At 62.6% G+C, this 26,782-nt stretch carries 25 protein-coding genes; 17 read left to right on the top strand and 8 right to left on the bottom strand.

The annotated features are described in order from the left end of the window. Positions 1 to 177: 177 nt before the first annotated feature. From prmC to hemA, 3 genes are all read right to left on the bottom strand, one after another. A complete protein-coding gene (prmC, locus tag ACESMT_RS20385) occupies positions 178 to 1,056 on the bottom strand; it encodes a peptide chain release factor N(5)-glutamine methyltransferase (RefSeq protein ID WP_372828424.1) in 879 nt (292 codons plus the stop codon). Between the two features lie 79 nt (positions 1,057 to 1,135). Further along, positions 1,136 to 2,254, bottom strand: a complete 1,119-nt coding sequence (prfA, locus tag ACESMT_RS20380; protein ID WP_372828423.1) for a peptide chain release factor 1 — start codon at positions 2,252 to 2,254, stop codon at positions 1,136 to 1,138. A gap of 174 nt (positions 2,255 to 2,428) precedes the next feature. After that, positions 2,429 to 3,709, bottom strand: a complete 1,281-nt coding sequence (hemA, locus tag ACESMT_RS20375; RefSeq protein ID WP_372828422.1) for a glutamyl-tRNA reductase — start codon at positions 3,707 to 3,709, stop codon at positions 2,429 to 2,431. A 94-nt stretch (positions 3,710 to 3,803) separates the two neighbouring features. On the opposite strand from hemA, the gene ACESMT_RS20370 reads away from it, so the two are divergent. Continuing rightward, a complete protein-coding gene (locus ACESMT_RS20370; RefSeq protein ID WP_372828421.1) occupies positions 3,804 to 4,094 on the top strand; it encodes a hypothetical protein in 291 nt (96 codons plus the stop codon). A 5-nt stretch (positions 4,095 to 4,099) separates the two neighbouring features. Here the strand turns inward: ACESMT_RS20370 and ugpQ are convergent, their stop codons facing one another. The 5 genes from ugpQ to ugpB all read right to left on the bottom strand — a co-directional run bounded on the left by ugpQ (position 4,100) and on the right by ugpB (position 9,214). Then, the gene (ugpQ, locus tag ACESMT_RS20365; RefSeq protein ID WP_372828420.1) at positions 4,100 to 4,861 is read right to left on the bottom strand and encodes a glycerophosphodiester phosphodiesterase; all 762 of its coding nucleotides are present in this window, start codon (positions 4,859 to 4,861) and stop codon (positions 4,100 to 4,102) included. A gap of 13 nt (positions 4,862 to 4,874) precedes the next feature. Then, complete coding sequence (locus ACESMT_RS20360) at positions 4,875 to 5,879, bottom strand: sn-glycerol-3-phosphate import ATP-binding protein UgpC (protein ID WP_372828419.1); 1,005 nt, start codon at positions 5,877 to 5,879, stop codon at positions 4,875 to 4,877. A gap of 110 nt (positions 5,880 to 5,989) precedes the next feature. Beyond that, a complete protein-coding gene (gene ugpE / locus ACESMT_RS20355; protein ID WP_372828418.1) occupies positions 5,990 to 6,841 on the bottom strand; it encodes a sn-glycerol-3-phosphate ABC transporter permease UgpE in 852 nt (283 codons plus the stop codon). Positions 6,842 to 6,919: 78 nt separating this feature from the next. Further along, positions 6,920 to 7,807 (bottom strand): sn-glycerol-3-phosphate ABC transporter permease UgpA, encoded by an 888-nt coding sequence (gene ugpA, locus ACESMT_RS20350; protein WP_372828417.1) that lies wholly within the window; start codon positions 7,805 to 7,807, stop codon positions 6,920 to 6,922. 99 nt (positions 7,808 to 7,906) lie between these two features. Then, a complete protein-coding gene (gene ugpB / locus ACESMT_RS20345; protein WP_372828416.1) occupies positions 7,907 to 9,214 on the bottom strand; it encodes a sn-glycerol-3-phosphate ABC transporter substrate-binding protein UgpB in 1,308 nt (435 codons plus the stop codon). 206 nt (positions 9,215 to 9,420) lie between these two features. On the opposite strand from ugpB, the gene ACESMT_RS20340 reads away from it, so the two are divergent. The 16 genes from ACESMT_RS20340 to ACESMT_RS20265 all read left to right on the top strand — a co-directional run bounded on the left by ACESMT_RS20340 (position 9,421) and on the right by ACESMT_RS20265 (position 26,634). After that, positions 9,421 to 13,479, top strand: a complete 4,059-nt coding sequence (locus ACESMT_RS20340) for a DUF3683 domain-containing protein (RefSeq protein ID WP_372828415.1) — start codon at positions 9,421 to 9,423, stop codon at positions 13,477 to 13,479. 24 nt (positions 13,480 to 13,503) lie between these two features. After that, positions 13,504 to 13,917: a gamma-butyrobetaine hydroxylase-like domain-containing protein gene (locus ACESMT_RS20335; RefSeq protein ID WP_372828414.1), complete on the top strand. Its 414-nt coding sequence runs from the start codon at positions 13,504 to 13,506 to the stop codon at positions 13,915 to 13,917. A 159-nt stretch (positions 13,918 to 14,076) separates the two neighbouring features. Beyond that, positions 14,077 to 14,808, top strand: a complete 732-nt coding sequence (gene ubiE, locus ACESMT_RS20330; protein ID WP_372828413.1) for a bifunctional demethylmenaquinone methyltransferase/2-methoxy-6-polyprenyl-1,4-benzoquinol methylase UbiE — start codon at positions 14,077 to 14,079, stop codon at positions 14,806 to 14,808. A 24-nt stretch (positions 14,809 to 14,832) separates the two neighbouring features. Continuing rightward, complete coding sequence (locus tag ACESMT_RS20325; RefSeq protein ID WP_372828412.1) at positions 14,833 to 15,777, top strand: Tim44 domain-containing protein; 945 nt, start codon at positions 14,833 to 14,835, stop codon at positions 15,775 to 15,777. A gap of 328 nt (positions 15,778 to 16,105) precedes the next feature. Beyond that, positions 16,106 to 16,678, top strand: coding sequence for a hypothetical protein (locus ACESMT_RS20320; RefSeq protein WP_372828411.1), 573 nt, complete (start codon positions 16,106 to 16,108; stop codon positions 16,676 to 16,678). Beyond that, positions 16,675 to 18,228 carry a ubiquinone biosynthesis regulatory protein kinase UbiB gene (gene ubiB, locus ACESMT_RS20315; RefSeq protein ID WP_372828410.1) on the top strand — a complete coding sequence of 518 codons (1,554 nt, stop codon included), beginning with the start codon at positions 16,675 to 16,677 and terminating at the stop codon, positions 18,226 to 18,228. The genes ACESMT_RS20320 and ubiB overlap by 4 nt, the downstream gene beginning before the upstream one ends. Before the next feature lie 111 nt (positions 18,229 to 18,339). Further along, positions 18,340 to 19,785: a sodium:solute symporter family protein gene (locus ACESMT_RS20310; RefSeq protein WP_372828409.1), complete on the top strand. Its 1,446-nt coding sequence runs from the start codon at positions 18,340 to 18,342 to the stop codon at positions 19,783 to 19,785. 123 nt (positions 19,786 to 19,908) lie between these two features. Beyond that, positions 19,909 to 20,253 carry an FmdB family zinc ribbon protein gene (locus ACESMT_RS20305; protein ID WP_372828408.1) on the top strand — a complete coding sequence of 115 codons (345 nt, stop codon included), beginning with the start codon at positions 19,909 to 19,911 and terminating at the stop codon, positions 20,251 to 20,253. Further along, positions 20,253 to 20,873: a DUF502 domain-containing protein gene (locus tag ACESMT_RS20300; protein WP_372828407.1), complete on the top strand. Its 621-nt coding sequence runs from the start codon at positions 20,253 to 20,255 to the stop codon at positions 20,871 to 20,873. The genes ACESMT_RS20305 and ACESMT_RS20300 overlap by 1 nt, the downstream gene beginning before the upstream one ends. A gap of 52 nt (positions 20,874 to 20,925) precedes the next feature. After that, positions 20,926 to 22,725 carry an aspartate--tRNA ligase gene (aspS, locus tag ACESMT_RS20295; protein ID WP_372828406.1) on the top strand — a complete coding sequence of 600 codons (1,800 nt, stop codon included), beginning with the start codon at positions 20,926 to 20,928 and terminating at the stop codon, positions 22,723 to 22,725. A gap of 271 nt (positions 22,726 to 22,996) precedes the next feature. Continuing rightward, positions 22,997 to 23,278: a type II toxin-antitoxin system Phd/YefM family antitoxin gene (locus ACESMT_RS20290; protein WP_372828405.1), complete on the top strand. Its 282-nt coding sequence runs from the start codon at positions 22,997 to 22,999 to the stop codon at positions 23,276 to 23,278. A 6-nt stretch (positions 23,279 to 23,284) separates the two neighbouring features. After that, a complete protein-coding gene (locus ACESMT_RS20285; RefSeq protein ID WP_372828404.1) occupies positions 23,285 to 23,602 on the top strand; it encodes a CcdB family protein in 318 nt (105 codons plus the stop codon). 1 nt (position 23,603) lies between these two features. Further along, on the top strand, positions 23,604 to 24,050 hold the full coding sequence (nudB, locus tag ACESMT_RS20280) for a dihydroneopterin triphosphate diphosphatase (protein ID WP_372828425.1): 447 nt from the start codon (positions 23,604 to 23,606) through the stop codon (positions 24,048 to 24,050). A gap of 9 nt (positions 24,051 to 24,059) precedes the next feature. Further along, a complete protein-coding gene (gene clsB / locus ACESMT_RS20275; RefSeq protein ID WP_372828403.1) occupies positions 24,060 to 25,304 on the top strand; it encodes a cardiolipin synthase ClsB in 1,245 nt (414 codons plus the stop codon). A gap of 155 nt (positions 25,305 to 25,459) precedes the next feature. Beyond that, the gene (gene folE / locus ACESMT_RS20270) at positions 25,460 to 26,194 is read left to right on the top strand and encodes a GTP cyclohydrolase I (RefSeq protein WP_372828402.1); all 735 of its coding nucleotides are present in this window, start codon (positions 25,460 to 25,462) and stop codon (positions 26,192 to 26,194) included. Positions 26,195 to 26,208: 14 nt separating this feature from the next. After that, entirely contained in the window at positions 26,209 to 26,634 is a 426-nt protein-coding gene (locus tag ACESMT_RS20265; RefSeq protein ID WP_372828401.1) for a BLUF domain-containing protein, read from the top strand. Positions 26,635 to 26,782: the final 148 nt, after the last annotated feature.

Here is a 26,782-nt window from a genome sequence, read left to right as displayed (position 1 = left end):
GGCTGTGCCTTTCATGAAAAGCACCACGTCACTGGATTTGACGAGCTGGTCAATGCGTTGCTGGGTAGCGTTCATTTCGGGTCCTTGGTATGGGTCATGCCGGTGCTGCCAGGTCGCGCGCCTCTTGGCAGCAGTCCATCCGTAGATGGAATTCAACAGCGGAAAATCAATGGTCGATTATCCCGCCGTTTGCCCCGGGCTGCCTGCGGCCTGCCAGCGCCCCCCGGAACAACGGGCAATGCCTGCCAGATCGGCCCGGCTCTGGACCTCGGCGAAGCCGCGCTGCATCAGCAACGTACGCACGGCTTCGGCCTGGTTGTAGCCATGCTCCAGCAGCAGCCAGCCTTGCGTCTCCAGATGCGCAGGCGCCTGATCGATGATGGCCCGAAGGTCGTCCAGACCATCAGGCCCCGCGATCAGGGCTCCTGGCGGCTCATGGGCCAGTGTTGGTAAATGCGGATCAGCCTGCGCAATATATGGTGGATTGCTTGCGATCAGGTGAAAGTGTCCGCTCACATTTTCAAGCCAGTCTCCCTCGACGAAGCGGATGGACAGCGCGTGATGTGCAGCGTTGGCGCTGGCAACGGCGAGAGCGCCCGCGCTGGCATCGACGGCCGTGACATCCAGCGCTGGCCGGGTTTTTTTGAGCGCCAGCGCGATCGCGCCACTGCCCGTGCCCAGATCCAGCACCCGCGCAGCTGCGGGCAGGCTGGCCAACTGCGCCAGCGCCCAATCCACCAGGGTTTCGGTGTCGGGGCGCGGCACCAGCACGCGGGCATCCACCTGGAGCGCCATGCCAAAAAACTCCTTGCGGCCAACGATGTAGGCCAGCGGCTCGCCGGCGGTACGGCGCAAGCTCAGTTGCCGGAACAGGCTGGCGCTTTCCGCAGGCAGAGCGTCGCCATCATGCGCCAGCAGCCAGACCCGGTCACTGTGCGGACGGCCCAGCGCATGAAGCAGCAGCAGCTGGGCATCCAGGCGGTCCAGACCCAGCGTCTGGGCCGCCGACAGCGCCTGCTTGCCGGTACACGGCGTCAACGAGGAGGAGTTGGTCACTGGGGTGCTATCAAATGAGGAGCTATCTACGCCCGTCGGACAAGGGCTGAAGGCCGAATTGATTCATAACTCGGAGGGATCAGCTGTTGGAAGCTGTTTCCAGCTCCGCCAGCAGCTCAGCGCCGCGCGCCACCTGCAGGGCGGTGACCACGTCGTCCATGTCGCCCTCCATGATGCTGAGCAGCTTGTAGAGGGTCAGGTTGATGCGGTGGTCCGTCAGCCGCCCCTGGGGAAAGTTGTAGGTGCGAATCCGGTCGCTTCTATCGCCACTTCCGATCAGGCCCTTGCGCGTGGCGGCGTCTTTGGCGGCGCGCTCGGACCGGTCTTTTTCGTGGATACGGGCGGTCAGGACCTTGAGCGCCTGCGCCTTGTTGCTGTGCTGGCTGCGGCCGTCCTGGCATTCGGCGACGATGCCGGTTGGCAAATGTGTGATGCGCACCGCGGAATCGGTCTTGTTGATGTGCTGGCCGCCGGCGCCGCTGGCGCGATAGGTGTCGATCCGCAGGTCGGCGGGGTTGATCTGGATGGCGACCGCTTCGTCGGGCTCGGGCAGCACCGCGACCGTGCAGGCGCTGGTGTGGATGCGGCCCTGGGTTTCGGTGGCGGGCACGCGCTGGACACGGTGGCCGCCGGATTCGAACCGCAGCTTGCCGTAGACGCCGACGCCCAGGCTGTCGGTCGCGCCGTCCACGCGGATCACCACTTCCTTGTAGCCGCCCAGCTCGCTGGGCGACTCGCTGATGACCTCGACCGCCCAGCGCTTGCGCTCGGCAAACCGTGTGTACATGCGGCACAGGTCGCCAGCGAACAGCGCCGACTCGTCGCCGCCGGTACCGGCGCGGATCTCGATGAAAGCCGGGCGCGCGTCGTCCGGGTCTTTCGGGATCAGCATCAACTGCAGGGCGTCATCAAGCGCAGTGATGTCGCCTTGCGCGGCGGTGATTTCCTCTTCCGCCATGGTGGCCATCTCGGGATCGTTTTTGGCCTCAGCCAGCATGGCCTGCGCGCTGGCCAGGTCGGCCTCGCGCCCCGTGAGTCGCTGGTACTGACCGACCACCACGCTGAGTTCGGCGTGTTCGCGCGTCAGGCTGCGAAACCGCTCCATGTTGCTGACTACGTCGCTGGCCGACAGCAGCGCATCAAGCTCGTGAAGCCGGAAAATCTGGCGGTCCAGGGTCTGGCGGAGAAAGGGTTTCATTGCAACGGGAATTTGGTTTTTGAATTGTCATACCGGGCTTGGCCCGGTAGCCATGGTGGCACAGTGCGGCGCGTGTGGGGTCGCGGGAGATGTTGCGGCAGATGGATGGCGGGTCGGGCCCGCAATGACAAATCGCAGATCGCAAGCGCGCACACCCGCAAGGGCAGAGCGCCGCTAACGCTCTTTGTCGGTCGGCGGCAGGCTGCCGCGCAAAAACAGCTTCGACACGGTTTGCGCCGTGGCCTCGCGGCTGTCGGCGTCGCCGGCATGCAGCTCGGCCAGCGTGCCGTGCAGCATCTTTTGCGTCAGCCCACGCGACAGCGCTTCCAGCACGGTGTCGACAGACGCGCCCCTGGCAAGCAGTTTTTTGGCGCGCATGATTTCGGCGGCACGCCACGCATCGGTCTGGGCGTTAAGTTGCTGGATCAGCGGCACGGTGCGGCGCTGGCCCAGCCAGTGCATGAAGTTCTGTACCCCAGCGTCGATGATGACCTCGGCCTGCGCGACGGCCGCCTGCCGGCTGTCCTTGCCGGTCTGCACCACATGGGCCAGATCGTCCACGGTATAGAGATAGATATCAGGCAGCGCCTTGACTTCGGGTTCGATGTCGCGCGGAACCGCCAGATCGACCATGAACATGGGCCGGTGTTTGCGCAGCTTGACGGCACGTTCGACCGCGCCGAGGCCGATGATGGGCAGGGTGCTGGCGGTGCAACTGATCACGGCATCGAACTCGTGCAGGCGGCTGGGCAGGTCGGCCAGACGCATGACCTCGGCGCCGAAACGGCTGGCGATTTTTTCGCCGCGCTCCAGCGTGCGGTTGGCCACGGTCATGGATTTCGGATTCCTGGCGGCAAAGTGCGTCGCTGCCAGATCGATCATCTCTCCCGCACCCACAAACAGCACTTTGATGTCGCTCAGGTTCTCAAACAACTGGCCCGCCAGCCGCACGGACGCTGCCGCCATGCTGATGCTGTGCGCGCCGATCTCGGTGCTGCTGCGCACTTCCTTGGCCACTGCGAAAGAGCGCTGGAACAACTGGTGCAGCGTGCTGCCCATGGCGCCCGCTTCTTCAGCAGCCCGCACCGCGTCTTTCATCTGGCCCAGGATTTGCGGCTCGCCCAGCACCATGGAGTCAAGCCCGCTGGCCACACGAAACGCATGGCGTGCAGCCTGGTCGTTTTCCAGTGTGTAGGCATGGGAGCGCAGCAGCGCCGGCGAGACGCCGCCGTGGTGCGCCAGCCATTCCAGCGTGTGGTCCAGGTCGGGCCTGTCACCGGCGCAATAAATTTCGGTGCGGTTGCAGGTGGACAGCAGCGTCGCTTCAGGCTGGCGCGCCAGGGACTCGCGCAAACCCCTCAGGGTCGGTTCAATCTGGTCGATGGCGAACGCAAACCGCCCGCGCAAATCGAGCGGTGCGGTGGTATGGTTGATGCCGAGGGCCCAGACTGACATGGCCCGATTATAAAATTGAAGGGATGCGCCGGTGCTTACATTCTTTCAATCACCTTGATACACGGCAAATCGGCCGGCAATTCGGGCCTATGCCATGACCGCACTCAACCTGATCAATCAATCGTTCAACTTCATGGCGCCGGCATTTTTTGTCGCGTTGACCGTGGTGCTGCTGGCGCGGCTTTTTGCCGGTTTTTTCAGATCAAAACGACCTCTATCCCTTACCCTGTATAAGCAAGCAGCTATTGTTTTTATAGCATCCCTGCTGCTGTTTCTGGCCGGGCTGGTGCTGTTCGGCCGCGACGGCAAGATGGGCAGCTACGCGCTCCTGGCCGTGGGGGCGGCGACTTGCCAGTGGGTGTTGCTGCGCGGCTGGAAAACCTGAGCCGGTCAACTGCCCGGCGCAAACAGGTCGATGCGGTCGGTGATGACACCGTCCGTGCCCAGGTCCCACAGGCGCTGCGCTGCCCACTCGTCGTTGACGGTGTAGCTCAAGGCACGAAACCCGGCGCTTTTGGCCTGCAGCACCGTGGATGCGTCCCACAGCGCCTGGTTGCAGACCAGCGCCACACAGTCGAGCGTGAGCGCCGTCTCCAGCCAGCCCATCCACAAACTGTCGAGCAGCAGGCCGCGCGGCAGTTGCGGTTGTGCCGCCCGGGCAGCTTCCAGCGCCTCGGGCTGAAACGAGGTCAACAGCGGCGGCACGGCGGCGTCTTTCCAGAGCGCCGCTGCGGCGTTGGCCACGGCCGCGCCGGTTTGTACTTCGGTTCCCGGCGTGGGCTTGATCTCGATATTCAGAAAATAGCCATTCTGCAGGCAATACCGCGCGACATTGTCCAGGCTGGCCAACGGCTCGCCTGCCCAGGTGCGCGAATGCCAGCCGCCCGCGTCAAGCAGGGAGAGCGCACTCCAGCGATGATCGCCGCCTACACCGCTTACGGCGTTTCCCAGCATCTCGCGGCCGTTGGTGGTGCGCTCCAGCGTGGCGTCGTGCATCAGGAAGGGTATGCCGTCGGCACTCAACTTCACGTCACATTCGAACATGCGGTAGCCGTGCTGCGCACCCAGGCGGAAGGCGGCCAGGGTGTTTTCGGGTGCCAGTTTGCCCGCGCCCCGGTGGGCAATCCAGCGGGGGTAGGGCCAATCGGTCATGCCTTCCACCGCGTCAGAGGCGCTTGCCCGTAGCCCCGTCAAACCAGTGCACCCGGTCCTCGCGCGGGGCCACGTGGATGGTGCTGTCGGGCTTGGGCGCAGGGTGCTGTTCGTCGGTGCGCACGATCAGGGTCTCGTCGCCCAGGCGGCAGTACACCAGGCGCTCGGCGCCCAGAAGTTCAACCGTCTCGACCTTCAGTTCCCAGCCGGTGCTGCCAATGTCCAGGTGTTCGGGGCGGATGCCCATGATGCTGCCTTCGCGCGCGCCGGGCGCGTGATGCAACAGGTTCATGGGCGGTGAGCCGATGAAGCTGGCCACAAAGGTGGAGGCCGGGCGGTGGTACACCTCTTCGGGGGTACCGAACTGCTCCATCACGCCGGCATTCATCACCATCATGCGTTGCGCCAGGGTCATGGCCTCGACCTGGTCGTGCGTCACGAACAGGCTGGTGATGCCCAGCTCGCGGTGCAGTTTTTGAATCTCCAGCCGGGTCTGGGCGCGCAGCTTGGCGTCCAGGTTGGACAGCGGTTCGTCAAATAAGAACACCTGGGGCTGGCGCACGATGGCGCGGCCCATCGCCACGCGCTGGCGCTGGCCGCCCGAGAGTTGCCGCGGTTTGCGGTCGAGTAACTGACCCAGTTCCAGAATCCTGGCAGCCTTGTCGACACGGGTTTTGATTTCGTCCAGCGGTACCTTGGCGATCTTCAGGCCATAGGCCATGTTGTCGAACACACTCATGTGGGGGTACAGCGCGTAGTTCTGGAACACCATCGCGATGTCGCGTTCGGCCGGTTCCAGCTCGTTGACCACGCGATCGCCGATCGAAATGGTGCCGTCGGTGATTTCTTCCAGGCCAGCCACCATGCGCAGCAGGGTGGATTTGCCGCAGCCCGAGGGCCCGACGATGACGATGAATTCGCCATCGGCAATGTCTGCGTTGACGCCGTGGATCACCTTGACAGCGGTTTTTCCGGCGCCATAGTGTTTGACGACATCTTTGAGTTGGATTGAAGCCATTGAGACAACCTACGTTGGATTTAATTCAAGCGGACGCTACGGAACCGGCTCCGCCGGGCCGCTGGCGGCGCCCCTTGGGGGGGAGGCGCCGAAGGCGCTTCGGGGGAGGGTCATTTCTCGGTATCGACCAGGCCCTTGACGAACCAGCGCTGCATCAGCATGACCACCAGCGCGGGCGGGATCATCGCCAGCACGGCGGTCGCCATCACGATGTTCCAGTCGGTGGCGGCGTCGCCGCCGCTGATCATGCGCTTGATGCCGATCACCACCGGGTACATGGTCTCGCTGGTGGTGACCAGCAGCGGCCAGAGGTACTGGTTCCAGCCATAGATGAACTGGATCACGAACAGGGCCGCGATGCTGGTGGTGGACAGTGGCAACAGAATGTCCTTGAAGAAGCGCATGGGCCCGGCGCCGTCCATGCGTGCCGCTTCGACCAGTTCATCGGGCACGGTCAGGAAAAACTGCCGGAAGAGAAAGGTCGCCGTCGCCGAGGCGATCAGAGGGATGGTCAGGCCAGCATAGGTGTTGAGCATGCCCAGGTCGGACACCACCTGGTAGGTCGGGCCGATGCGCACCTCCACCGGCAGCATCAGCGTGACGAAGATGGCCCAGAAGAAAAACATGCGAAACGGAAAGCGGAAGTAGACGATTGCGAACGCTGACAGCAGCGAGATCGTGATCTTGCCGATGGAGATGACCAGCGCCGTAATGAGGCTGACCATCATCATGCGTCCCACGGGGGCGTTTGACGCGGCGCCCGCGCCGGTTCCTTTTAGAGCTGCGGTGTAGTTTTCTATGAGGTGCGAGCCCGGCAGCATGGACATCGGGGCCTGCAGAATTTCGTCGGCGGTCTGCGTCGACGCGACAAAGGTCACGTACAGCGGAAACGCCACGATAAACACGCCGACGATCAGCACGCAATGCGAAAGGACGCGCAGGAGGGGGCTGCGTTCGACCATCAGCGGCCTCCCGCCTGCCAGGAAGGGGCTGAACGCAGCCCCGCAGGGCATGAGACAAGGTGAACGTGGGGGTTCATATCAATATTGAACCTTCTTTTCGACAAACCGGAACTGGATGATGGTCAGGATGATCACGATGAACATCAGCACCACCGATTGCGCAGCCGAGCTGCCCAGGTCGAGCGCCTTGAAGCCGTCGTAGTACACCTTGTAGACCAGGATGGCGGTGTCCCGGCCGGGGCCGCCTTCCGTTGCCGCGTCCACAATGGCGAAGGTGTCGAAGAAGGCGTAGACCATGTTGATCACGAACAAAAAGAACGTGACGGGCGACAGCAGCGGGAACTGGATCGACCAGAAGCGCCGCCAGGGCTTGGCGCCGTCAATGGCGGCGGCCTCCATCAGCGATTTCGGAATGCTTTGCAAACCTGCCAGGAAGAACAGGAAGTTGTAGGAAATCTGCTTCCACACAGCCGCCACCACGATCAGTGTCATGGCATGGTTGCTGTTGAGCAGGCTGTTCCACTCAAAGCCGAAGCTGCGCAACGCGAACGAAACAATGCCGATGGACGGCGCAAACATGAAAAGCCATAACACCCCGGCCACTGCGGGCGCCACGGCGTACGGCCAGATCAGCAGAGTGCGGTATACCAGCGTGCCCTTGATCACGCGGTCGGCAAACACGGCCAGCACCAGCGACAGGCCGATCCCCAGACCTGCCACCAGCACCGAGAAGATCGCGGTGATCTTGAACGACGCCAGGTAGGTTGCGTCGTTCATCAGGTTGGTGAAGTTCTTGAGCCCCACCCATTCGGTGGACAGGCCGAACGCGTCCGACTGCTGAAAGGACTGCAGCAGGGCCTGGGCGGCTGGCCAGAAAAAGAAGATCGCAATGACCGCGACCTGGGGCGTCAGGAGCACCCAGGGCAGCCACGTCGACCGGAAGACAACGCGTTTTTCAGAAGTCACAGTATTTCAGCCCGGAAACGCCGCGCCCCGGATGGGGTGGCGGCAATCGGAGCCGAGAGTGTAGTGCGTCAGCACCCCCGGGCTCCGGACACATGCGCGTCAGTTGGCTTTCTGGAACCGCTCGAGCTGCTCGTTGCCCCGGCTCACGATGGCGTCCAGTGCTTCCTTGGCCGTCTTTTTGCCAGCCCAGACTTGCTCGAGTTCTTCGTCCTCGATGGCACGCACCTGGATGAAGTTGCCCAGGCGGATGCCGCGCGACTTGTCGGTGGTCTTGCGGATCATCTGGTTAACCGCGACGTCGGTGCCGGGATTTTGCTTGTAGAAGCCCGAATCTTCCGTGACCTTGTACGAAGCCAGGGTGATAGGCAGATAGCCGGTGCGCTGGTGGCTCTTGGACTGGATATCGGCATTGGTCAGGTAGTTGAAGAACTCGGCCACGCCCTTGTATTCAGCCGGCTTCTTGCCGCCCATGACCCACAGCGAAGCGCCACCAATCACCGTGTTCTGGGGAGCTCCCGCCACATCGGGGTAGTAGGGCAGCGGGGCGATACCAAAGTCGAATTTGGCGTTTTTCTTGATGCTGGCGTAGGTGGATGACGAGGCTGTCGCCATGGCGCATTCGCCCGAGTAGAAAGGCGCGTCGGCCTTGTTGCCGCGGCCGCGGTAAACAAACAGGCCCTGCTTGGCCATGTTGGACAGGTTCTCGATGTGGCGCACATGCAGCGGGCTGTTGGTGACCAGTCGGGCGCTGGTGCCGCCAAAGCCGTTGCCTTTGGTGGCGAATTCGGTGTTGTGCCAGGTGGAAAAGCTTTCCAGCTGGGTCCAGCCCTGCCAGCTGGTGGTGAACGGGCAGGTCACGCCGGCCGCCTTCAGCTTGGCCGCAGCAAGCACCAGTTCAGGCCAGGTCACCGGCGGCTTGTTGGGGTCCAAGCCGGCCTTTTTGAACAAGTCCTTGTTGTAGTTCAGAATGGTGGTCGAGCTGTTGAACGGAAAACTCAGCATCTGGCCATTGGGTGCGGTGTAATAACCCACAACAGCCGGGATGTAGGCTTTGGCATCGAACTTGTAGCCCGCATCGGCCAGCACCTTGCCGACTGGCACCACGGCGCCCTTGGCGGCCATCATGGTGGCGGTGCCCACTTCGAACACTTGCAGGATGTGCGGAGCGTTGCCGGCACGGAAAGCGGCCACGGCCGCTGGCATGGTTTCGTCGTAGGTACCCTTGTAGGTCGGTACGATCTTGTAGTCTTTCTGACTCTTGTTGAAACCGTCCGCCAGGTCGAGCACCCAGTCGTTCAGGCCGCCGGTCATGGAGTGCCACCATTGGATTTCGGTTTGGGCGTGGCTGGCGACGGGCACGACAAGTGCGCAGGCGGCAAGGGCAATGGCTGTCAAGCTTTTCTTCATTACAACTCCTGGATGAAAAACGATGGTTCGAACAATAAACCGTCGAGTTTAAGAATGATTTGTGACAGTGCGATTTAAGCTGGTTGCCGCTGTCTTCACCAGCGGGTTTTCACGAGGGCGGGCCGGGCGCGTTTCTCCGAATGTTGCGCTGCGGTAACATAGGGTCCACGCGCCGGACACAGGCCTTTGTCACCCAGCCTCCCACGATGAACGCTCCTGACTCCCTCCAAAAACTAAGTGCCCTGGCCGATGAGGCCAAGCCCGGCGCAGCCCGCATCCGCGAGATTCCTTACAACTACACCTCGTTTTCCGACCGTGAGGTCGTGATCCGCCTGCTGGGCGCGCGCGCCTGGGACCTGCTGAACCTGCTGCGCGACGAGCGCCGCACCGGCCGGTCGGCCCGCATGTTGTATGAGGTGCTGGGGGACATCTGGGTGGTGCAACGCAACCCCTATTTGCAGGACGACCTGCTGGACAACCCGAAACGCCGCAGGATGCTGGTCGAGGCGCTGCAACACCGCCTGGGTGAGGTCGAAAAGCGCCGTACCCCCGAGCTGCACAGCCAGCGCGACGCCATCGTGGTCGAGCTGCTTGACGCGGCGAAAGCGGCGGTAAGCCGTTTTGCCACTTCCTTTGAGACCATGTATGACCTGCGCCGGCAGACGGCGCGCAAGCTGGGCAAGCTGACGTTGAACGACAACATCAAGTTTGACGGCCTGTCGCGTGTCTCGCATGTGACAGACGCGACCGACTGGCGCGTCGAATACCCGTTTGTGGTGCTGACGCCGGACACCGAGGCCGAGATGGCCGGTCTGGTCAGGGGCTGCATCGAACTCGGCCTGACCATCATCGCGCGTGGCGGTGGCACCGGCTACACCGGCGGCGCGATTCCGCTGAGCTGGAAGTCCGCGGTCATCAACACCGAAAAGTTGGAGGCCATGACCGAGGTCGAGATGGTCGGGTTGCCCGGGCTGGACCAGCCCGTCGCCACCGTCTGGACCGAAGCCGGCGTCGTCACGCAGCGCGTGGCCGATGCGGCCGAACGCGGCGGCTTTGTATTTGCTGTTGACCCGACCTCGGCCGAAGCCTCCTGCATAGGCGGCAACATCGCGATGAACGCCGGCGGCAAGAAGGCTGTACTCTGGGGCACGGCGCTGGACAACCTGGCCAGCTGGCGCATGGTCACGCCCGAGGCGCAGTGGCTGGAAGTCACACGGGTCAACCACAACCTGGGCAAGATCCACGACGCCGAAATGGCCAGCTTCGAGCTGAAGTACTTTGAAGCCGATGGCAAGACGCCGGTGCGTAGCGAGCGTCTCGACATCCCCGGCAAGACCTTCCGCAAGGAAGGCCTGGGCAAGGACGTGACCGACAAGTTCCTCAGCGGCCTGCCCGGCATCCAGAAGGAAGGCTGCGACGGCCTGATCACCAGCGCGCGCTGGATCGTGCACCGCATGCCGGCGCACACACGCACGGTCTGCCTGGAGTTTTTCGGCAATGCCAGGGACGCGGTCCCCAGCATCGTCGAGATCAAGGACTTCATGTTTGCCGAGCAAAAGCGCGGTGGCGCCATCCTGGCGGGGCTGGAGCATCTGGACGACCGCTACCTGAAGGCCGTCGGCTACGCGACCAAGTCCAAAACCCACGGCGGCCTGCCCAAGATGGTGTTGTTCGGCGACATTGCCGGTGACGACGCCGACGTGGTGGCGCGCGCGACCTCGGAAGTGGTGCGTATTGCCAATTCGCGCCGCGGCGAAGGTTTCATCGCCATCAGCCCGGACGCGCGCAAGAAATTCTGGCTGGATCGCAAGCGTACTGCGGCGATTTCGCGCCACACCAACGCCTTCAAGATCAACGAAGACGTCGTGATCCCGCTGCCACGCATGGCGGAGTACACCGATGGCATCGAGCGCATCAACATTGAGCTGAGCCTGGCCAACAAGGTCCGGCTGTGCGACGCGCTGGAGGCGTTTTGCCTCAAGGGCAAGTTGCCGCTGGGCAAGTCGGACGATGCCGGTGAGATACCCTCGGCCGAGCTGCTGGAGGACCGCGTGAGCCAGGCGGTGGCGCTGATCACCGAGGTCCGTGGCCTCTGGGCCGGCTGGCTGCGCGATGTGGATGCGCTGTTTCCCGAGCTGCAGGACCACTCGCTGCGCGCCAGCTGGAAAACCCAGTTGCGCGCGCCGCTTCAGGCGATTTTTTCTGGCGCCGCCTTTGCGCCCATCCTGGCCGAGTGCACCGCCATCCACAAGCAGGTGCTCAAGGGCCGGGTCTGGGCCGCGTTGCACATGCACGCCGGCGACGGCAATGTGCACACCAACCTGCCGGTCAACAGCGACGACTACGAGATGCTGCAGACCGCGCACGAAGCGGTCGCGCGCATCATGGTGCTGGCGCGTTCGCTGGACGGCGTGATCTCCGGCGAACATGGCATTGGCATCACCAAGCTGGAGTTTCTGACCGACGCCGAGCTCCAGCCTTTTGCCGACTACAAGCTGCGCGTGGACCCCGAAGGACGCTTCAACAAGGGTAAGTTGCTACGAAATCAGGAGCTGTCTACGCCCGCCAGTCAAGGGCTAGAGGGCAAAAATACCCATATATCCAACGAGGATGGCGATGGTGAAGGGCCTTCATCCAAGCAGGGGCCGTGGAACCGGCTTCGCCGGGCCACAGGCGCAGCGGCCCCCCCGGGGGGCAGAGAGCTACACGAAGTGAGCGAACGTGGGGGCTCCATATTTTCAGATTTGACCAACGCTTACACGCCCAGCTTTGGCCTGATGGGTCACGAGTCGCTGATCATGCAGCAGTCTGACATCGGCGCGATCGCCGACAGCGTCAAGGACTGCCTGCGCTGCGGCAAATGCAAACCCGTTTGCGCCACCCATGTGCCGCGGGCCAATCTGCTGTACAGCCCGCGCAACAAGATCCTGGCGACCTCGCTGCTGGTCGAGGCTTTCCTGTACGAGGAGCAGACCCGCCGCGGCATCAGCATCAAGCACTGGGAAGAGTTCGAGGACGTGGCCGACCACTGCACGGTCTGTCACAAGTGCCTGAGCCCGTGCCCGGTGGACATCGACTTCGGTGAGGTGTCGATGAACATGCGCAACCTGCTGCGCAAGATGGGGCAGAAGTCCTTCCGCCCCGGCAATGCGGCGGCGATGTTCTTCCTGAACGCGACCAGTCCGCAGACCATCAAGTTCATGCGCGGCGCGATGGTGGGCGTGGGCTTCAAGGCCCAGCGCCTGGCCAACGACCTGTTACGGCGCCTTGCGCGCAAGCAGACCGCCACGCCACCGGCCACGGTTGGCCCGGCGCCGGTCAAGGAACAGGTGATTCATTTCATCAACAAGAAGATGCCGGGCGGCCTGCCCAAGAAGACCGCCCGCGCCTTGCTGGACATCGAGGACAAGGACTATGTCCCCATCATTCGCGACCCGAAGACCACGACCTCGGAGACTGAGGCGGTGTTTTATTTTCCGGGTTGCGGTTCCGAGCGCCTGTTCTCGCAGGTGGGGCTCGCGACCCAGGCCATGCTCTGGCACGCGGGCGTGCAGACGGTGCTGCCGCCAGGCTACCTGTGCTGCGGTTATCCGCAGCGCGGCAGCGGCCAGTTCGACAAGGCCGAAAAAATCATCACCGACAACCGGGTGCTGTTCCACCGCGTGGCCAACACGCTGAATTACCTGGACATCAAGACGGTTGTGGTGTCCTGCGGCACCTGCTACGACCAGCTGCAGGGTTATGAGTTCGAGAAAATTTTCCCAGGTTGCCGCATCATCGACATCCACGAGTACCTGCTTGAAAAAGGCATCACGCTCAGGACCGACCAGCCGGGCGCGGGCTACCTGTACCACGACCCCTGCCACAGCCCGATGAAGCTGCAGGAGCCGATGAAAACCGTCAAGGCGCTGCTCGGCGACCAGGTACTCCAGTCGGACCGCTGCTGCGGCGAATCGGGCACGCTGGGCGTGACCCGACCGGACATCTCGACGCAAATCCGCTTTCGCAAGGAAGAAGAGCTGCGCAAGGACGAGGCCACGCTGCGCGCCAGCGGCGCGATTGCCGAAACCGGCAGCGTCAAGATTCTCACGAGTTGCCCGAGCTGCCTGCAGGGCCTGAGCCGCTTCGGCAACGACCTGCAAAACGGCCTGCTCGAAGCCGATTACATCGTGGTCGAGATGGCCAACCAGATCCTCGGCAAGCAATGGCTGCCTGAGTATGTAGATGCGGCCAACAACGGCGGCATCGAAAGAGTGCTGGTCTGATCATCCCCCCAGAAAGACGTGACCATGGCAGGCTTGCAACCCGGAACCACCACCCCGACCGAACTCACGGTGCACGGCCAGTCCCGCATCCTGGAGATCGCGTTTTCTGACGGGGCGGCTTTTAACCTCCCGTTCGAACTGATGCGCGTGTATTCGCCGTCCGCCGAAGTCCAGGGCCACGGCCCGGGCCAGGAAGTGCTGCAGACCGGCAAGCGCGAGGTCACTGTGATCGAGCTCGAACCCACAGGCAACTACGCCATCAAGCCAGTGTTCTCGGACGGCCAGGAAAGCGGGATTTTTTCCTCGGACTACCTGGACTTTCTGGGTTCAGAGCCGGCGCGTTTGTGGGCCGACTACACGCAACGCCTGGAAGCGGCCGGCATGCAGCGCGACGCGCCTATGGCCGCCGCCGGTGGCCACGGCTGCGCCAGCCACTGATGCGCGCTGCGGCTGCCTTCAATTCGCTATCAACTTCATAGCTGCTGGTACCCGACTTGCGGGCGGCGGTGTTGTTTTTCCACATAAATACCGGGCAATGCCCCACGCAGTGGCAGGGTTGTCGCTTGAATTGCCGGTTTTCACCTCTAGCATTGCACCATGAGCAGTACCCATTTCGGTTTCCAGTCTGTCGACGAAAAAGACAAGGCCAGCCGTGTACGCAGCGTCTTCGACTCGGTCGCGCCCAAATACGACGTGATGAATGACCTGATGTCCATGGGCCTGCACCGCGTCTGGAAGGCTTACACCGTGGTGGTCGCCGACGTCCGGGACGGCCAGCGTGTGCTGGACATTGCCGGCGGCACCGGCGACCTCGCGATGGCATTTGCACCCAAGGTAGGCGCCAGCGGCTGTGTTGTGCATACCGATATCAACGAAGCCATGCTGCGCGAGGGCCGCAACCGCCTGCTGGACGCCGGGAAGGTGCTACCCACGACGGTTTGCGACGCTGAACACCTGCCTTTTGCCGACGCCAGTTTTGACCTGGTAACGGTGGCTTTTGGCCTGCGCAATATGACCCACAAGGATGTCGCGCTCGCGGAAATGAACCGCGTGCTCAAGGCCGGTGGCAAGCTGCTGGTGCTGGAGTTCTCCAAAATCGCCAAGCCGCTTGAAAAAGCCTACGACTGGTATTCCTTCAACGTCCTGCCAAAACTTGGCAAGCTGGTTGCCAACGACGATTCGAGTTATCGCTACCTGGCGGAGTCGATCCGCATGCACCCCGGCCAGGAAGAGCTAAAGGCCCTGATGCACAAAGGTGGTTTTGGCCATGTGGACTATCACAACCTCACCGGCGGGGTGGTGGCATTGCATGTTGGAATCAAGTGTTGAGTTCAATTAATTAGAGGAGACGTCATGAAATTCTGGTCTGCAATTTTCTCGGCTGTTCTGGCCGTCACCATGCTGCTGGCGTATTCGCCCGCCGCAGAAGCCAAACGCATGGGCGGTGGCGGCTCGGTTGGCCGCCAGTCTTCCAATGTGACGCAGCGCCAGGCGACGCCGCCGGCCGCGCCGGCCAACACCGGGGCCGCTGCAGCAGCGCCCAAGAAGCCCTGGGGCGCGATGCTGGGCGGTCTGGCGGCGGGCCTGGGCCTGGCCTGGCTGGCTTCCTCGCTGGGCCTGGGTGGCGCTTTCGGGCAAATCATCATGTTCGCCCTGCTCGCGCTGGTGGTGATGGTGGTGATCGGTTTTGTGATGCGCAGGCTCAAGGGCGGCGGTGCCCAGGGCCAGTCGACGCCTTATGCCATGCAGGGCGCAGGCAATGCGGTCACGCCGCGCAACTACAGCCCCGAAAACGTCGGCAACGACGCCTCGGCCCGCCCCTGGGAGCACAACAGCATGGCCTTTGATGCCAGCAAGGGCGCTGCCGGCGGCTCGATGATTGGCTCGGCCCTGACCGGATCGCAAGCCTGGGGCGTGCCCGACGGCTTTGATGCCGAGGGTTTCCTGAAAGCCTGCAAGGCCAACTTCGTGACCCTGCAGGATGCCTGGGACCGCTCGGACGTGGGCAGCCTGCGCGCCATGATGACCGACGAAATGCTCGAACAGATCAGGGCACAGCTGGCCGACCGCGAGTCGCACACCGGCGGCTCGGCCAACAAGACCGATGTGGTCATGCTCGAAGCCAAGCTGCTCGGCATCGAGGAACTCAGCGATGTCTACATGGCCAGCGTGGAGTTCTCCGGCATGATCCGCGAAGATGCTTCCGCCGGCGCCAGCCCGTTCCGCGAGGTCTGGAACATGACCAAGCCACGCACCGGCGGCGGCTGGTTAGTCGCTGGCGTTCAGGCATTGCAATAAAGCCCCCACGTTCGCTCGCTGCGCGTAGCTCTCTGCCCCCCGAGGGGGTGCGTTTTTCCTTGGGGCGGCCCGGCGGAAAAACCTGACCCCCACGTTCGCTCGCTGCGCGTAGCTCTCTGCCCCCCGAGGGGGCGCGTTGTTCCTTGGGGCGGCCCGGCGGAAAAACCTGACCCCCACGTTCGCTCGCTGCGCGTAGCTCTCTGCCGCCCGAGGGGGTGCTGCGCCTGCGGACCGGCAAAGCCGGACCCGCAGCCCCGGCTGAACCAAGACCCGCAATTCCGTGAAGCCTGAGCCTGGCTTCTTTCAATCTGCTGCAAAATCGGGACGTATGAATAACACGTCCCCTTTTTCTTTTCTGCAGTCCCTGGCCACCCGTTTTCAGCCGCCCGCCTGGGTGGTTGATGAAGGGCAGCAAAAGCTTGTGCTGTTCCTGAACCATGTGCTGATGCAGGAAAAAGAGGCGCAAAACCGCCTGCTTCGCAAAAAAGGCAGTGTGGTGCATGTGCGCTGGGGCGCGTTTGGGTTGGACCTCCTGATTACCCCGGCAGGTTTGCTGGACCGCGCGTCCCCGGACGCCAAGCCCGACCTGTTGCTCGCCGTGGCGGCCGAATCGCCGGCCGTGGTCATGCAGTCGGTGATCGCGGGAAAACCGCCTCCGGTCAAGATCGAGGGGGACGTGCAGCTTGCTGCTGAACTCGGTTGGCTGGCTGACAACCTGCGCTGGGACGTGGAAGAGGATTTGTCGCGGCTGATCGGGGACGTGCCGGCCCACACGCTGGCCGGCGCCGCGCGCCAGGTGCTCGCGGGACTGAGGCAGTTTCTGGCCCAGGCGCCTGCGGCGGCGGCCTCCGGCGCCGCGACGGTGACGCCGCAGGCAGAGCCTGCGAAAGCCGCGCCATGAGCCGTTTGTTCCGGGGCGTTTTCATCGTCTGGACAGTGCTGCGTTTTGGGCTGGACGAGTTGGTGCTGTCAAGTTTCAGCAAGCCCTGGATACGCACGCTGACCCGTGTTGTGTCGATAGGGCGCGACCTCAGGGCTCCGCGGGGAGCGCGCTTGCGTGAAGCGCTGGAACGCCTGGGTCCGATTTTTGTGAAGTTCGGTCAGGTCATGTCCACGCGGCGCGACCTGCTGCCGCTGGACATCGCCAATGAGCTGGCCCGCCTGCAGGACCGGGTGCCACCGTTTGACCCCGACATCGCCATTGCCATCATCCAAAGAGCCTTTGGCCGACCGATAGGGCAGATTTTTGAAAGTTTCGAGCGGGTGCCTGTGGCCAGTGCCTCGATTGCGCAGGTGCATTTTGCCACCTTGCCGGGCGGGCGCGAAGTCGCCGTCAAGGTGCTGCGCCCCAACATGTTGCCGGCGATTGAAAAAGACCTGGCCCTGATGCACATGATGGCGGGCTGGGTCGAGGGCCTGTCGGCGGACGGCAAGCGGCTCAAGCCGCGCGAGGTGGTCGGCGAGTTCGACAAATACCTGCATGACGAACTCGATCTGCTGCGCGAAGCGGCCAATGCGGCCCAATTGCGCCGCAACATGCAGAACCTCAACCTGGTGCTGATCCCGGAGATGGTCTGGGACTTCTGCATGCCCGACGTGATGGTGATGCAGCGCATGACTGGCGTGCCCATCAGCCAGGTGCAGCGCCTGCGCGACGCGGGTGTCGACATGAAAAAACTGGCGCGTGATGGTGTGACCATTTTTTTCACCCAGGTTTTTCGCGACGGGTTTTTTCACGCCGACATGCACCCGGGCAATATCCAGGTCAGCCTGGAGCCGGCCACCTTCGGGCGTTATATCTCGCTGGATTTTGGCATTGTTGGCACGCTGACCGAGGTTGACAAGGAGTACCTGGCGCAGAACTTCAGCGCGTTTTTCCAGCGCGACTACAAACGCGTGGCTGAACTGCACATCGAGTCCGGCTGGGTGCCGCCACAGACGCGGGTGGACGAACTGGAGTCGGCCATACGCGCCTGCTGCGAGCCCTACTTCGACCGTCCCCTCAAGGAAATATCGCTGGGCATGGTGCTGATGCGCCTGTTCCAGACCTCGCGGCGTTTCCATGTGGAAATCCAGCCGCAACTGGTGTTGCTGCAAAAAACCCTGCTCAACATCGAGGGTCTGGGGCGCGAGCTCGATCCCGAGCTTGATCTGTGGAGCACCGCCAAGCCTTTTCTGGAAACCTGGATGCTTGAGCAGGTCGGGCCTGAGAAACTTCTGGAGCAGCTCAAGGCCGAGGCGCCCACCTACGCCAAACTCTTGCCCGGCCTGCCGCGCCTGCTGCAGCAGTACCTCAAGGGCCAAAGCGGCGGACACCGCCAGGAGATTCAGGAGTTGCTCAAGGAGCAGCGGCGCACCAACAAGTTGCTTCAAAGCCTGATTTACGGTGGCCTGGGTTTTGCATTAGGCTTGCTCGCCATGCAGCTGGTGCTGCGAATCCGTTTGTTCTAGGAGTCGGTGAAAAATGGACCGCTGCGGTCCATCTTCAGCCGACGATTCCCAAGCCCGACAGGCTTCGAGGGTTCTTACAGGTAATAATCACGTTTTTTTGAGGAGGCCACCGTGCTGTTAACCCTGGTTTTCGTCTATCTGCTGATCACCATCATCATCGGCCTGTACGCCGCCAGACGGGTTAAAAACACGACGGACTATGCGGTTGCCGGGCGCAATCTGCCGTTGATCATGATTGTGACGACGACGTTTGCCACCTGGTTTGGCTCCGAAACTGTGCTGGGCATTCCGGCCAAGTTTGTCCAGAGTGGCCTCAATGGCGTGGTGGAGGACCCTTTCGGCGCCGGCACCTGCCTGATCCTGGTCGGGCTGTTTTTTGCGGGCAAGCTCTACAAGATGTCGCTGCTGACCATCAGCGACTATTACCGCGAGCGTTATGGCCGCACCATTGAGGTGGCCTGTTCCATCATCATCATGGTCAGCTACCTGGGCTGGGTGGCTGCCCAGGTCACGGCGCTGGGGCTGGTTTTCAATATCCTGTCGGGCGGCGCCATCAGCCCCACCGCCGGCATGCTCATAGGTACGGCTTCCGTGCTGGCCTATACGCTGTTTGGCGGCATGTGGTCGGTGGCTGTGACCGATTTCATTCAGATGATCGTTCTTGTCGCCGGGCTTGCCGTGCTGGCGGTGTTTGCCGGCAACCTGGCCGGCGGGGCCGACAAGGTCATCGCGCTGGCCACGAGCCAGGACCTGTTCCGGTTCTGGCCGGAGCCCAATTTCCGCGACATGGTGTTTTTCTTTGCCGCCGCCATCACCATGATGTTTGGCTCGATTCCGCAGCAGGACGTTTTTCAGCGCGTGATGTCGGCCAACAGCCAGAGCGCGGCCAGCAAAGGGCCGGTCATCGGCGGCGTGTTTTACATCCTGTTTGCCTTTGTACCGATGTTCCTGGTCGCCAGCGCCCTGATCATCATGCCGGAGCAGACCGCCATTCTGCTCAAGGAAGATCCGCAGAAAATCCTGCCCACGCTGGTGCTGGAAAAAATGCCCTTCGTCATGCAGGTGCTGTTTTTTGGCGCCCTGCTGTCGGCCATCAAGTCCACCGCGTCGGCCACCCTGCTGGCGCCCAGTGTGACCTTTGTCGAGAACATCTGGCGCCAGTTCAAACCGCGCATGAGTGACAAACACGAGCTCAAGCTGATGCGCACCACCGTGCTGGTATTCAGCGGCCTGGTGCTGACCTATGCCATCTCCATGCAGGGCACCTCGATTTACGACATGGTGTCGGGCGCCTACCAGGTGCCACTGGTCGGCGCCTTCGTTCCGCTGGTGTTTGGCCTCTACTGGAAAAAAGCCAGCACACAGGGGGCGATTTTTTCGGTGGTTTGCGGCATCGGGGTCTGGTTGCTGTTCACTTTCAGTACGCTGGGCGAGCGGTTTCCGGCGCAACTGGCCGGTGTGCTGGCAGCCGCGCTGGGCATGCTGGTCGGCTCGCTGACCCCGCAAACCATCGAAAACACCCGCGGCAGCCATCACAAGCTGTCCACCGAAGGCTGAGGGTCGGGTCTCTCCAGGAGGCAGCCTCTCCCGTCGGGGGGATAGTCCCCGCGCCTATAATTGAAGGTTTTGCATCCCGGGCTCTCTCCGGGATGGTGCCCCTCCGACAAAACCTCTAGAACCATGCCAATTTACGCCTACAAATGCGAGTCCTGCGGGCATCACAAGGACGTTTTGCAAAAAATGTCCGATGCGCCGCTGACAGACTGCCCTCAATGCGGCGCGCCCGCCTTTAAAAAACAGCTGACCGCCGCCGGTTTCCAGCTCAAGGGCTCGGGCTGGTATGTGACTGATTTCCGCGGCGGTGCCGCCGCCACGCCGCCCGCCAGTGGCGGCGCCGAGGCGCCTGCTGCGGCCACCAGCGACAGCAAACCTGCCGAGCCGGCAAGCAAGGCCGCCACTGCGCCAGCCCCGGCGGTTGCCAGCACGCCGGCGAGCGGCTCCACCCCCACCACCAAGGCGAGCTGATGGCCGCCATCCGCCGCTGGCTGCTGGCCGGACTGCTGGTGCTGGTGCCGCTGGCCGTGACGGTCTGGTTGCTGAACTGGATCATTGGTACGCTGGACCAGACGCTGCAAATCCTTCCGGGCGACTGGCACCCTGACAAGTTGCTGGGTATTCATATTCCCGGGTTTGGGGTGCTGCTGGCGCTGGCCATCATCCTGACGATAGGCGCCATTGCCACCAACTTTTTCGGAAAAAAACTGGTGCGCTGGTGGGACGCCCTGCTCAGCCGCATCCCCATCGTGCGGTCGATTTATTCCAGCGTCAAACAGGTGTCCGACACACTGTTCTCGGAAAACGGCAATGCTTTTCGCAAGGCCCTGCTGGTGCAGTGGCCGCGCGAAGGCGTCTGGACCATCGCTTTCCAGACCGGAACACCCGGCGGCGATGTCGCCAACCACCTGAGTGGCGACTACATGAGTGTCTACGTGCCGACCACGCCCAACCCGACCGGCGGCTATTTCGTCATGCTCAAAAAAACCGACTGCATCGAACTCAAAATGAGTGTCGATGAAGCCCTGACCTATGTGATCTCCATGGGTGTGGTGGTGCCCGGAAGCGCCGCCAACTACAAACCCAGGTAAATGTCCCCCGGCGCACGAGCGCTCACCGAACCCGTCAACCAGCGACTTATTTATGACTTCCCAAATGCGTTCCCACTATTGCGGTCTGGTGACCGAATCCCTGCTGGGCCAAACCGTCAGCCTGTGCGGCTGGGTCAACCGCCGGCGCGACCACGGCGGCGTGATTTTCATCGACCTGCGCGACCGCGAAGGTTATGTGCAGGTGGTGTGCGACCCGGATCGGGCCGACATGTTCAAGACCGCCGAGGGCGTGCGCAATGAATTTTGTGTGCAGATCAAGGGCCTGGTGCGTGCGCGTCCCGAAGGCACGGTCAACGAGGCCCTCAAAAGCGGCAAGATCGAGGTGCTCTGCCACGAGCTGACGGTGCTCAACCCCAGCGTGACGCCGCCGTTCCAGCTCGACGACGACAACCTGTCGGAGACCACACGCCTGACGCACCGCGTGCTGGACCTGCGCCGGCCCTATATGCAGAACAACCTGATGCTGCGTTACCGCGTGGCGATGGAGACGCGCAAATTTCTGGATGCCAACGGGTTCATCGACATTGAAACGCCGATGTTGACCAAAAGCACGCCCGAAGGCGCACGCGACTACCTGGTGCCCAGCCGGGTCAACGAGGGCATGTTTTTCGCGCTGCCGCAAAGTCCGCAGCTGTTCAAGCAGCTGCTGATGGTGGCGGGCTTCGACCGCTACTACCAGATCACCAAATGTTTCCGCGACGAAGACCTGCGCGCCGACCGCCAGCCCGAGTTCACGCAGATCGACATCGAAACCTCCTTCATGGGCGAGCAGGACATCCGTGACATGTTCCAGGGCATGATCAGCAACATCTTCAAGACGGTGCTGGACACCGACCTGGGCGATTTCCCGGTCATGGCTTATGCCGACGCGATGCACCGCTTTGGCTCCGACAAGCCGGACCTGCGCGTCAACCTGGAATTCACCGAACTCACCGGCGTGATGGCCGATGTGGACTTCAAGGTGTTCAGCACGCCGGCCACCACACCCGGCGGCCGCGTGGTCGCCCTGCGCGTGCCGGGCGGCTCGGAGATGAGCCGCGGCGAGATCGACGGTTACACCGAGTTTGTCAAGATTTACGGCGCCAAGGGCCTGGCCTGGATCAAGGTCAACGATGTGAGCAAGGGCCGCGAGGGCCTGCAAAGCCCCATCGTCAAGAACATCCACGATAGCGCTGTCGCGGAAATCCTCAAACGCACGGGCGCACAAAACGGTGACATCATTTTCTTTGGCGCCGACAAGGCCAAGATCGTCAACGACAGCATCGGCGCGCTGCGCCTGAAAGTCGGGCACAGCGCTTTCGGCAAGAAGACGGGTCTTTTCACGACCGGCTGGAAGCCGCTGTGGGTGGTGGACTTTCCGATGTTCGAGTTTGATGAAGCCGGTCAGCGCTGGAGCGCCGTGCACCACCCCTTCACTGCGCCCAAGGACGGCCACGAGGACTGGATGGACACCGACCCAGGCCGCTGCATCGCCAAGGCCTATGACATGGTGCTCAACGGCTGGGAGCTCGGCGGCGGCTCGGTGCGTATCCACCGCGCTGAGGTGCAGAGCAAGGTCTTCAACGCGCTGAAGATCGGGCCCGAGGAAGCGCAGGAGAAATTCGGCTTCCTGCTGGACGCACTGCAGTACGGCGCCCCGCCGCACGGCGGTCTGGCCTTTGGCCTGGACCGCATCGTGACCATGATGACGGGCGCCGAGTCGATTCGAGATGTGATTGCCTTCCCCAAAACCCAACGCGCGCAGTGCCTGCTGACCCATGCGCCCAGCCCGGTGGATGAGAAGCAGTTGAAAGAGTTGCACATCCGCCTGCGCAATCCGCAGCCTGGGTAGATATCGCCCCACGGTCGCGCACTTCGTGTCGCTTCCTGCCCCCCGAGGGGGCCGTTGCGCCTGCGGACCGGCAAAGCCGGACCCGCAGCCCCTGCTGGTATGAAGAGCTCCCACGGTCGCGCACTTCGTGTCGCTTCCCACCCTCCGAGGGGGCCGCTGCGACTGCAGCGGCCCGGCCCTTCGACAGGCTCAGGACAGGCCGCCCAGGTGCGATTTGCATTTTGAATCTCGAAATGGCTAAAATAGCCAATTCAACCAAAGAGGGTCAGCCATGCACGTCTCTGCAACCGAAGCCAAAAACAAGTTTGGCCAAATGCTGGATGAGTGCCAGCATCACCCCGTCATCATCGAAAAGTCAGGCCGTCGCCACAGCGTGCTGATGTCTGCCAAACAGTACGACCAGCTCTTGGCAAAAACATCGGGGAAACCAAAAGCGCCAAACGGCCAAAGCGCTGGTGATCGGTTTTACAGCGAGTACAAAGACTGGGTGGATATGCAAAATGATCTCGTCGCACAGCACGGTGTGTTTGGCGAAGAGTATCGGGTTTGGTGACTGTAGATGGCGCAATACGATGTTTATGAAAATCCCAACGCAGCACAACGCCCCGCCTTCCCTTTCGTCGTGGTGTTGCAAAGCGACCAGCTTGATTACCAGTCCACCCGATTCGTGATGCCGTTGGCGCGGCTGCCCCATCCACCCGCCAATGCACCGCGAAGACTGGCGCAGACAGTTGAAGTCGATGGCGAACGCCTTTTTTTAGGCGCTCATCTTTGTGCTGCCATCCCCTCGCGGCTGTTGCGCCTGCCTGTGATGGATTTACGGCGTGATGCCGCTGCCCTGTCTGATGCACTCGACGCAGTCGTCTCCGGTGTCTGAACTGCCAAACTTCAAAATCCCCGAATCAGTTCTGGTTGTGATTCACACGCAGGGCAGGGAAGTATTGCTGCTCGAGCGCGCGGACAACCCTGGCTTCTGGCAAAGCGTGACGGGTTCGCGCGATACGCCTGATGAAACCTTTGTTCAAACGGCGGCCCGTGAGGTGTTTGAGGAGACCGGCATATGCGCAGACGCTTCGGGGTTTGCCGACTGGGCGGTTTCAAACATCTATGAGATTTACCCGGCCTGGCGCGTACGTTATGCACCCGGCGTCACACGCAACACCGAGCATGTCTTTAGCCTGTGTGTATCGCGCGCCACGCCTGTCGTGCTGAGCCCGCGCGAACACACGGCCTGCCGGTGGCTGCCCTGGCTGGAGGCGGCGGACCAGTGCTTTTCACCGTCCAATGCAGAGGCTATCCTGATGCTTCCGCAATTCATGGCCTGAGCCCCGCGCATGAACCCCTTGCACAGATCGGAAGCGCTACAGCTGCTGCAGGGCGGGCAACAGTACTTTCCCGCGCTGATCAGCGCCATCGACGGCGCCAGCCGCTGGGTGCAGCTGGAGACGTATATTTTCGATGTCCACCTTGCCGGTGGGGATGTGGCCGAGGCGCTGGTGCGGGCTGCCCTGCGCGGCGTGCGTGTGGAGGTGCTGGTGGACGGCATCGGCTCGGACCCGCTTTCGCCCGTGTGGCAGCAGAAAATGACCGAAGCCGGGGTGAAATGGTGTGTGTATTCACCGTTGGCGGCGGGCCTGGGCGGTTTGGGCCTGCTGGTGCCGGACCGCTGGCGCCGCCTGCACCGCAAGCTGTGCGTGGTGGACCAGCGCACAGTGTTCTGCGGCGGCATCAACGTGCTGGACGATTTTTACGACCCCAATCACGGTGAGCTGCAGGCCCCGCGCTTTGACTTTGCGGTGGCAGTCACCGGGCCGTTGGCGGCCGAGGCGGCCGAAGCCATGGCCCTGCTCTGGTGGCGCGTGCAGGCCGGCTACAGTGCGCGGCAGAACCACCTGGCCGCCGCCTGGGAAAAGTTCAAGGCCGCAGGTTACGGCCGGCGCACGCAGGCCGTGGGGCTGTCCGGTCAGGCTGCAGAAGCCGGGCCGGGCGGTGCGGTCCTGCCGGGTGCCAAGGCAGCCCTGGTGTTGCGGGACAACCTGCGCAACCGCAGCAGCATTGAAAAGGTCTACCGCCAGGCGGTGGGCAAGGCCCGCCGTGAGATCCTGATCGCCAACGCCTACTTCGTGCCCGGCGGCAAGCTCAGGCGTGCGCTGATCAGGGCTGCCAGACGTGGCGTGACGGTCACCTTGCTGCTGCAGGGCAAGTATGAGTATTTCATGCAGTACCACGCAGCGCGCCCTGTGTATGGCGCACTGCTCGCTGCGGGTGTCGAGATCTACGAGTACGAAGCCAGCTTTCTGCATGCCAAGGTGGCAGTGATTGACGGGCACTGGGCCACGGTGGGCTCGTCCAACCTCGACCCGCTGAGCCTGCTGCTGGCGCACGAGGCCAATGTGGTGATTGAAGACAAGGTTTTTGCCGGCGAACTGCGCGACAGCCTGTGCGCCGCAATAGCCGGGCACGGACGCCTGCTCGATCCCGTCGCCTACAGCCAGCGGCCCTGGCGCCAGCGCATTCTGGACCACTTCGCCCATGCGCTGATGCGCCTGGCCATTTTTGTGGCGGGCCAGCGTTACTGATTTTTCAGGGACCCAAGGACACAAACGGCCACCGGGTGACCTGAAAACGCTCCTGAATTTATAGCGTCTCGTACCCATCCGCAAGGAGCTGGAGGCCTAAAACCCTCAAAAAACCCGGACATGACCGTTTTCGGGCAGGCTGGTAACATCTGGAAATGCTTATGAAATCCGACACGCCCGCAGGGCAAGCAGCGCCTGACGACGAGGGAACCCCGGTCTCCGTCAAGATCCGCGAACGTCTGGCGGCCGCCAAAAAGCGCTTCAACGCAAACGACAACATTGCCCAATTCATCGAACCGGGCGAGCTCGAAAAACTGCTCGACGAGGTCGAGAGCAAGATGCAGGGCGTGCTTGACAGCCTGGTGATCGACACCGTGGGTGACCACAACACCCAGAACACCGCGCGCCGCGTCGCCAAGATGTACCTCAACGAAGTTTTCAAGGGCCGTTATGTGGAAGGCCCGACCATCACCGAGTTTCCGAACGCCGAGCATCTCAACGAGCTGATCATCGTCGGGCCCATCACCGTGCGCAGCGCCTGCTCACACCATTTTTGCCCAGTGATCGGCCAGCTCTGGATCGGCGTGATGCCCAACGAACACACCAACGTGATCGGACTGTCCAAGTACGCCCGCCTGGCCGATTGGATCATGGGCCGTCCGCAGATCCAGGAAGAAGCCGTGGTGCAATTGGCCGACCTGATCCAGCAGAAAACCCGGCCCGACGGGCTGGCCATCGTCATGGAGGCCAGCCACTTCTGCATGGGCTGGCGCGGCGTGAAGGACCTGGACAGCAAGATGATCAATTCGGTCATGCGCGGTGTCTTCCTCAAGGACCCCAACCTGCGCCGCGAATTTTTATCCCTCATTCCCAAAAAGAGCAGCAGCTAAGGAAACATCTACATATGTTGGTACGCCTTCTTTACGCCAGCCGCTTGGCCAACCCCGACTCCAGCGAAGTCACCGAGGCCATCCTGGCCCAGTCCCGCAGCCACAACCCGGCCATGGGCATCACCGGCATCCTCTGCTACGGCGGCGGCATCTTCCTGCAGGCGCTGGAGGGCGGTCGAAACCAGATCAGCGAGCTGTACGGCCACATCCAGAGGGATTCCCGCCACAAGGACGTGGTGCTGCTGCATTACGAGGAAATCAGCGAGCGCCGTTTTGGCGGCTGGACCATGGGCCAGGTCAACGTGGCCAAGGTCAACACCTCCATCCTGCTGAAGTACTCCGAAACGCCGGAGCTGGACCCGTACGCGGTGTCGGGCAATGTGTCGCTGGCCCTGCTTGAAGACCTGATGGCCACTGCCGCCATCTGCGGCCGCGCATAACATTTGGCCCCCACGCTCCGCCGCTTCGCGGGTCGCTGCCCCCCGAGGGGGCGCATTTTCCCTTGGGGCGGCCCAGCGGGAAAACCTTGTCCCCCACGCTCCGCCGCTTCGCGGGTCGCTGCCCCCCGAGGGGGCGCATTTTCCCTTG

It is taken from the genome of Polaromonas sp., assembly GCF_041689105.1.
GTDB lineage: Bacteria > Pseudomonadota > Gammaproteobacteria > Burkholderiales > Burkholderiaceae_C > Polaromonas.
This window is presented reverse-complemented; position numbering and strand designations above follow the sequence as displayed.

What these genes read in the sequence shown, in the direction of transcription:
- prfA (WP_372828423.1), bottom strand. Translation starts at nt 2,254, where the DNA reads ATGAAACCCTTTCTCCGCCAGACCCTGGACCGCCAGATTTTCCGGCTT.
- hemA (WP_372828422.1), bottom strand. Translation starts at nt 3,709, where the DNA reads ATGTCAGTCTGGGCCCTCGGCATCAACCATACCACCGCACCGCTCGAT.
- ACESMT_RS20370 (WP_372828421.1), top strand. Translation starts at nt 3,804, where the DNA reads ATGACCGCACTCAACCTGATCAATCAATCGTTCAACTTCATGGCGCCG.
- ugpQ (WP_372828420.1), bottom strand. Translation starts at nt 4,861, where the DNA reads ATGACCGATTGGCCCTACCCCCGCTGGATTGCCCACCGGGGCGCGGGC.
- ACESMT_RS20360 (WP_372828419.1), bottom strand. Translation starts at nt 5,879, where the DNA reads ATGGCTTCAATCCAACTCAAAGATGTCGTCAAACACTATGGCGCCGGA.
- ugpE (WP_372828418.1), bottom strand. Translation starts at nt 6,841, where the DNA reads ATGGTCGAACGCAGCCCCCTCCTGCGCGTCCTTTCGCATTGCGTGCTG.
- ugpB (WP_372828416.1), bottom strand. Translation starts at nt 9,214, where the DNA reads ATGAAGAAAAGCTTGACAGCCATTGCCCTTGCCGCCTGCGCACTTGTC.
- ACESMT_RS20340 (WP_372828415.1), top strand. Translation starts at nt 9,421, where the DNA reads ATGAACGCTCCTGACTCCCTCCAAAAACTAAGTGCCCTGGCCGATGAG.
- ACESMT_RS20335 (WP_372828414.1), top strand. Translation starts at nt 13,504, where the DNA reads ATGGCAGGCTTGCAACCCGGAACCACCACCCCGACCGAACTCACGGTG.
- ubiE (WP_372828413.1), top strand. Translation starts at nt 14,077, where the DNA reads ATGAGCAGTACCCATTTCGGTTTCCAGTCTGTCGACGAAAAAGACAAG.
- ACESMT_RS20325 (WP_372828412.1), top strand. Translation starts at nt 14,833, where the DNA reads ATGAAATTCTGGTCTGCAATTTTCTCGGCTGTTCTGGCCGTCACCATG.
- ACESMT_RS20320 (WP_372828411.1), top strand. Translation starts at nt 16,106, where the DNA reads ATGAATAACACGTCCCCTTTTTCTTTTCTGCAGTCCCTGGCCACCCGT.
- ubiB (WP_372828410.1), top strand. Translation starts at nt 16,675, where the DNA reads ATGAGCCGTTTGTTCCGGGGCGTTTTCATCGTCTGGACAGTGCTGCGT.
- ACESMT_RS20305 (WP_372828408.1), top strand. Translation starts at nt 19,909, where the DNA reads ATGCCAATTTACGCCTACAAATGCGAGTCCTGCGGGCATCACAAGGAC.
- ACESMT_RS20300 (WP_372828407.1), top strand. Translation starts at nt 20,253, where the DNA reads ATGGCCGCCATCCGCCGCTGGCTGCTGGCCGGACTGCTGGTGCTGGTG.
- aspS (WP_372828406.1), top strand. Translation starts at nt 20,926, where the DNA reads ATGACTTCCCAAATGCGTTCCCACTATTGCGGTCTGGTGACCGAATCC.
- ACESMT_RS20290 (WP_372828405.1), top strand. Translation starts at nt 22,997, where the DNA reads ATGCACGTCTCTGCAACCGAAGCCAAAAACAAGTTTGGCCAAATGCTG.
- ACESMT_RS20285 (WP_372828404.1), top strand. Translation starts at nt 23,285, where the DNA reads ATGGCGCAATACGATGTTTATGAAAATCCCAACGCAGCACAACGCCCC.
- clsB (WP_372828403.1), top strand. Translation starts at nt 24,060, where the DNA reads ATGAACCCCTTGCACAGATCGGAAGCGCTACAGCTGCTGCAGGGCGGG.
- folE (WP_372828402.1), top strand. Translation starts at nt 25,460, where the DNA reads ATGCTTATGAAATCCGACACGCCCGCAGGGCAAGCAGCGCCTGACGAC.
- ACESMT_RS20265 (WP_372828401.1), top strand. Translation starts at nt 26,209, where the DNA reads ATGTTGGTACGCCTTCTTTACGCCAGCCGCTTGGCCAACCCCGACTCC.